Source organism: Kribbella sp., from assembly GCF_035655035.1.
Classification (GTDB): Bacteria; Actinomycetota; Actinomycetes; order Propionibacteriales; family Kribbellaceae; genus Kribbella.
Genome location: NZ_DASRVN010000794.1, coordinates 1 through 4,503 on the forward strand (window position 1 = coordinate 1; position 4,503 = coordinate 4,503).

Sequence of the window (4,503 nt, forward strand, 5' to 3'; positions counted from 1 at the left end):
GCACCCGGGCAGATCCAATCAGTGGATTTGTCGACAAATTTGTGATCTCGAGTAACCGGAGTCATTCCAGTGAGCAAGCGGACGTTCCAGCCGAACAACCGTCGCCGGCACAAGAAGCACGGCTTCCGTCTTCGGATGCGCACCCGTGCGGGTCGCGCCATCATCGCCGCCCGCCGTGGCAAGGGTCGTCAGCGCCTCGCGGCCTGAGCGACCCGTCTGACGGTGTCCACCTCGTGTTGCCCGCGTCGAACCGGTTGGTCCGGTCCGACGACTTCCGTCGCGCCGTCCGGTCCGGACGGCGCGCGGCGCGACGCGCGGTGGTCCTGCACGTGTTGTCGGAGGCCGGTCACACCGGCCCCCCGCGCGTCGGATTCGTTGTGAACAAGGCGGTGGGCAACGCGGTTCTGCGGAACCGGGTCCACCGCCGTCTGCGTGCTGTCATGGCTGCGCGGATCCCGGAGCTGCCGGCCGGCAGCCTGACAGTGGTCCGCGCCTTGCCGTCGTCCGCCGCGGCGTCGTACGACGAACTCGCTGCCGACGTGGACAGCGCACTCCGCCGATTGGCGAAGCCATGATGCGGATCAATCCCGTGCGTAGCGGGATCATCGGTTTCCTGAAGCTGTACAGGCTGCTGATCAGCCCGATGTACGGGCAGGTCTGCAGGTTCTACCCGAGTTGTTCGGCGTATGCCCTGGAGGCGGTCGAGCGCCACGGCGCGGTGCGCGGTACCTGGTTGGCGGTGAGGCGACTTCTCCGCTGCCACCCGTGGAACCCCGGAGGCTACGACCCCGTTCCACCCAAAGATGTCGACCAGCGCGGAGAGTCTGTCTCCGCCAACCAGCCCGGATCGTCAGCCGACGCCGGGCCTGTGCAGCGAGGTGTGTGAGTGACTCTTCTGGCCATCCCCGGGCTCGCGGTGTGGGACGGAATCGTAGACCTGTTCAACACGGTCATGACGCCGCTGTACTGGGCCGTATCGGCGCTGCTGGTCGGGTGGCACTGGCTGCTCAGCCAGGTGCTCGACCCGAACAGCGGCTGGGCGTGGGCACTGTCGATCGTCGGCCTGACCATCACCATCCGGACCATCCTGATCCCGCTGTTCGTCCGGCAGATCCGCTCCAGCCGGAACATGCAGCTGCTGCAGCCGAAGATGAAGGAGCTGCAGAAGAAGTACGGCCACGACCGGGAGAAGCTCGGTCAGGAAATGATGAAGCTGTACAAGGAGACCGGGACCAACCCGTTCTCCTCGTGCCTGCCGCTGCTGCTGCAGTCGCCGATCTTCCTGGCGCTGTTCCGCGTGCTCGACTACGCGGCCAAGGGCCAGTGGCACAGCGAGATCATGAAGCCGTACGTCAACTCGCTGCAGCACGCGAAGATCTTCGGTGCGGAGATCTCGCAGACCTTCCTGAAGGCGAGCGGCTCCGGCTCGGGCAACGTCAAGGTCGTCGCGATCGTCCTGATCATCCTGATGACCGCGACGATGTTCACCACGCAGCTGCAGTTGATGCGGAAGAACATGCCGAAGGAGGCCCTCACCGGCCAGGCCGCGCAGATGCAGAAGGTCATGCTCTACGTGTTCCCGATCTTCTTCCTGATCGGTGGCTTCAACTTCCCGATCGGTGTACTGATCTACTGGTTCATCTCGAACCTGTGGACGATGGGCCAGCAGTTCTACGTGATCCGCCGCAACCCGGCGCCGGGTACTCCGGCGTACGACGCGATGCAGGCCCGGAAGCGGGAGCACAACCTGCGGCACGGCCGCCCGGCCGACGAGAACGTCCCGGGTACGGCGGGTGCGGCGACCGACACCACCACGACAGACCGGCGTCCGGCCCAGCGGCAGCAGCCGAAGCGGCAGTCGCGGAGCGACCGGAAGACTGGACCGGCAGCCGGCGCGACGGCGGCCGGCAACGGGCAGCTTCCGGAGGACGACGCGTCGGCAGTGCAGGACGCGACTCCGCAGCAGGACGCGCCCGAGAAGACTCAGGCCGGTGCTGCCAAGAAGCAGCCGGCCGGCAAGAAGGGTTCGGGAGCCAAGCGCCAGCCCGCGGCGAAGTCGGCCGCGCAGAAGCGAGCGGCTCAGAAGCGCCAGGCGCAGAAGCGCTCCGGCGGTTCGCGCTGACCGAGCGCGCCGTATCCCTTTCCTGCTGCTGATACCCGGGTCCCCGTGGGGCGGATCTTTGACACTGTGAAGGAGTGGCCGTGACCGACGGCATGCAGAACACCGAGACGGCGGACGAATCCGCCAGCCCGAAGAGCTCCGCGTCGGAGCGCCTGAAGGCACTGGAGGCGGAGAGCGACATCGCGGCCGACTACCTCGAGGAGCTTCTCGACATCGCCGATCTGGACGGTGACATCGACATGGACATCGACGGCGACCGGGCCGCGGTCTCGATCGTCGGTGCCGAGCTGAACAACCTGGTCGGTGAGAACGGCAAGGTGCTGGAAGCGCTCCAGGAGCTGACCCGGCTGGCCGTGTACCGGGAGACCGGTGAGCGTTCGCGGCTGATGCTGGACGTCTCGAACTACCGGGCGAACCGGAAGGCCGAGCTCGAAGAGGTCGGCCGCAAGGCGGTCGAGGAGGCCAAGGCGACCGGTACGCCGGTGCGCCTGGACCCGATGACGCCGTTCGAGCGCAAGGTCGTCCACGACGTCGTGGCGGACGCCGGCCTGACGTCGGAGTCCGAGGGCGAGGAGCCGCGGCGCCGCGTGGTGGTCCAGCCGTGACGACCGCATGACCGAGGACGTTTCACGTGAAACACCGCCGCTCGTGGACAAGCTGTTCCCACGGGCGGCGGTCCGGCTTTCGGCGTACGCCGAGTTGCTGGCCACCGAAGGCACTCTGCGCGGACTGATCGGGCCGCGGGAGGTACCACGGCTCTGGGACCGGCACCTGCTGAACTGTGCGGTCGTCGAGCGGCTGATCCCGGAGGAGTCGTCGGTCGCCGATGTCGGCACCGGTGCGGGACTGCCGGGGATCGTGCTGGCGATCGTGCGGCCGGATCTCCAGGTGGACCTGGTCGAGCCGTTGCTGCGTCGTACGACGTTCCTCGAGGAGGCCGTCGACGCGCTGGAGCTGGACAACGCCAGGGTGGTCCGGGCCCGGGCCGAGGATCTTCCGCCGGCGACGTACGACGTGGTGACCTCCCGGGCGGTTGCTCCGCTGGCCAAGCTCGCGCGCTGGTGTCTCCCGCTCTGTGTCGAGGGCGGGCTGATGCTGGCGATGAAAGGGGCGTCCGCGGAGGAGGAACTGGACGGCTCAGAACGCGAATTGATGAAGCTTGGTGCAGAGGTTTGTCATATTCACCAACTCGGCGGCGATGAACTGGCCCTCCCCACGACTGTGGTGAGTATTGTGGCCGGACGTGCTCCAGGGGGATCCCGGCACGGACGACACGGGAGGTGAGCGGGTTGGTGAGTCGTGCCCTCGGATGGCCCGAGAAGAGCACCGGTGAGCCGAGGTCATCACAGGGCATCGGCTGGCCGACCGAAGCGGACTCCACCGTTCGCGTGGTGACCCCGGACCCCGCCCCCGACACCTCCCCAGCCCCGGCACCCCCAGTCACCACCGCGCCCGCGGCGGCCCCCGCGCTCCCGGCAGCCACCGAGCAAACCGCGACCGAGCCGTCCGCGGCCGAGCCATCTGCGGCCGGGCCATCTGCGGCCGGGCCATCTGCCGCCGAGGCTTCGGCCGAGGCCCCGCCCGTTGTCTCCTCTGATGCGGGAGACGCGGTAGCTGCGGCTGGGACGGCCGGGACGGCGGTCTCGGAGCACCCGGCGCCTGAGGCGGAGTTGCCGGTGCCCGGGGCTGAGTTCTCGGCGCCTAAGGCCGTGTCCTCCGCGCCTGAGGCCGTGTCCTCCGCGCCCGAGACCGGGCGCCCTGCGGCCGCGGCGGCAGACGCCGCGGGTGCGGCAGTAGTCGAGCGGCCGGCGGCGGAGGGCGAACGCTCGGTGCCCGAGGTCGGTCGGCCGGCGACAGAAGACGAACGCCCGGCGCCACAGGCCGAGCGCCGTGTGGCCGAGGGGGAACGCTCGGTGCCCGGGGCTGGGCGGCCGGCGACAGAAGACGAACGCCCGGCGCCACAGGCCGAGCGCCGTGTGGCCGAGGGGGAACGCTCGGCGTCCGGGGCCGAGCGGGCGGCGGCTGAAGGCGAACGCCTGGCGTTCGGAGCTGAGGGCCGAGCCGCCGCGGCGGCGTCCCCGGCGTCCCCGGCGGCCGAGACGGCGGCGGTGGCTGTTGAGCGGGTGGTTGTGGTTCCTCCGATTGACACCTCGGGGCTGCGGGCGGCTGCTGCTGCCGGTCTCGACGGACCAAGTGCTGACGAAACCCGCGCTGTTTCACGTGAAACGCCGGAGATGCGGGATGATGGTTCCGGGTCCGATTCGACGCCACTGGTGGACGCCGAGACGGACCTCTCCGAGTCTCCACCGCCTGTGGATGACCACCGCATGAAACTGCCCCTGCAGACGGGAATTCGTCCACAGAAGCCTGTGGACGGAGCT

General features: G+C 68.9%; 5 protein-coding genes and 2 pseudogenes. All 7 read left to right on the forward strand.

Annotation, left to right across the window (positions count from 1 at the left end):
- Positions 1-69: 69 nt before the first annotated feature.
- Positions 70-207 carry a 50S ribosomal protein L34 gene (rpmH, locus tag VFF46_RS40450; RefSeq protein WP_130386492.1) on the forward strand — a complete coding sequence of 46 codons (138 nt, stop codon included), beginning with the start codon at positions 70-72 and terminating at the stop codon, positions 205-207.
- Between the two features lie 26 nt (positions 208-233).
- Positions 234-575: a ribonuclease P protein component gene (gene rnpA / locus VFF46_RS40455; RefSeq protein ID WP_325042583.1), complete on the forward strand. Its 342-nt coding sequence runs from the start codon at positions 234-236 to the stop codon at positions 573-575.
- Positions 575-886 carry a membrane protein insertion efficiency factor YidD gene (yidD, locus tag VFF46_RS40460; protein ID WP_325042585.1) on the forward strand — a complete coding sequence of 104 codons (312 nt, stop codon included), beginning with the start codon at positions 575-577 and terminating at the stop codon, positions 884-886. The genes rnpA and yidD overlap by 1 nt, the downstream gene beginning before the upstream one ends.
- A 9-nt stretch (positions 887-895) precedes the next feature.
- Positions 896-1,876 (forward strand): annotated as a pseudogene (yidC, locus tag VFF46_RS40465) (membrane protein insertase YidC); the annotation flags it as partial.
- Positions 1,877-2,214: 338 nt separating this feature from the next.
- Positions 2,215-2,727 carry a protein jag gene (locus tag VFF46_RS40470; protein ID WP_325042586.1) on the forward strand — a complete coding sequence of 171 codons (513 nt, stop codon included), beginning with the start codon at positions 2,215-2,217 and terminating at the stop codon, positions 2,725-2,727.
- Between the two features lie 43 nt (positions 2,728-2,770).
- Positions 2,771-3,406, forward strand: a complete 636-nt coding sequence (gene rsmG / locus VFF46_RS40475) for a 16S rRNA (guanine(527)-N(7))-methyltransferase RsmG (protein ID WP_414673143.1) — start codon at positions 2,771-2,773, stop codon at positions 3,404-3,406.
- Positions 3,407-4,230: 824 nt separating this feature from the next.
- A pseudogene (locus VFF46_RS40480) lies at positions 4,231-4,503 on the forward strand (hypothetical protein); the annotation flags it as partial.